The organism is Rhizobium pantanalense, from assembly GCF_030182525.1.
Classification (GTDB): Bacteria; Pseudomonadota; Alphaproteobacteria; order Rhizobiales; family Rhizobiaceae; genus Rhizobium.
Genome location: NZ_JAQJCH010000031.1, coordinates 1 through 1059 on the forward strand (window position 1 = coordinate 1; position 1059 = coordinate 1059).

Annotated in this window: 2 tRNA genes and 1 rRNA gene (1 of these 3 only partly in view); all 3 read left to right on the forward strand. The window is 54.9% G+C overall.

Annotated elements, in window-relative coordinates:
• The first annotated feature begins 22 nt into the window (after positions 1–22).
• A tRNA-Ile gene (locus tag PH558_RS33930) sits at positions 23–99 on the forward strand.
• A 94-nt stretch (positions 100–193) separates the two neighbouring features.
• Positions 194–269, forward strand: a tRNA-Ala gene (locus PH558_RS33935).
• Between the two features lie 651 nt (positions 270–920).
• Positions 921–1059, forward strand: a 23S ribosomal RNA gene (locus tag PH558_RS33940); it runs 2674 nt beyond the window's last position.

Sequence of the window (1059 nt, forward strand, 5' to 3'; positions counted from 1 at the left end):
TCTGGACCGGTTTGACGAGAATGGGCCCGTAGCTCAGTTGGTTAGAGCACACGCTTGATAAGCGTGGGGTCGGAAGTTCAAGTCTTCCCGGGCCCACCATGCTTCGCCGTTTGGCTACGCATGGCGCAGCCGGGAACGGACGGTGACGCGGAAGTTGCCGAACCCCGAAGAAGTTTGGGGCGATCGAGCTGATGGGGCTGTAGCTCAGCTGGGAGAGCACCTGCTTTGCAAGCAGGGGGTCAGCGGTTCGATCCCGCTCAGCTCCACCATTGTTTTGTCCTGACGCTGTCGCGCCTTTGGCGCTGCGCTCCGGACGGGCCGCCGAACGATCGGCGACAGGCCTCTGGCCTGTGTGGTTGGACGTAACAAAGTTTGTCTTCTGAAGAAATAAAGGTTTTGCATCGGCTTTCGGGCTTGATGCGTGTTCTGCATACATTGTGAAGAGAAGATTGATCTGGAGGCTTCCAGGTGTTTTGAGTGACCGTATGGTTGTTCAAGGCGTCCGAGCCCGGTCTTTGTGAAACCATGGATGGCCTAGCCGGCCGGATGTGGTGGAGAGATCGGAGGTAGGAAGGAAGCTTGTCGCTCTGGGTCGTCGTTGTTAGCGCTTTCGAGTGCTTCTGACGGACGGCTGGATTACCGTTGCCTGACCGCGCGGTACCGGATTTAATCTCGAGAAGCTGGTCTTAAAGATAGACTGCAAGCGAGCTGCTCGGCGTAGCTCCAATATCTCGCGAAAGCTTTATGGCTTTTGCGTAAAAGCAAGTCTATCGAACACGTCGATGGCATCTGATTGGCGCGATTGTAAAAGGTAATCACGCTTTGGACTGACCGTCTGGTCAGATTTGGCACCCCTTCGAGCGCAAGCGAGAAGGCAAGGTTTGCCAAATCCAATAAGGATGAGCATTGGCAATGAGAACGATCAAGTGTCGTAAGGGCATTTAGTGGATGCCTAGGCATGCACAGGCGATGAAGGACGTGATACGCTGCGAAAAGCCGTGGGGAGCTGCGAATAAGCTTTGATCCATGGATCTCCGAATGGGGCAACCCACCTTAAAT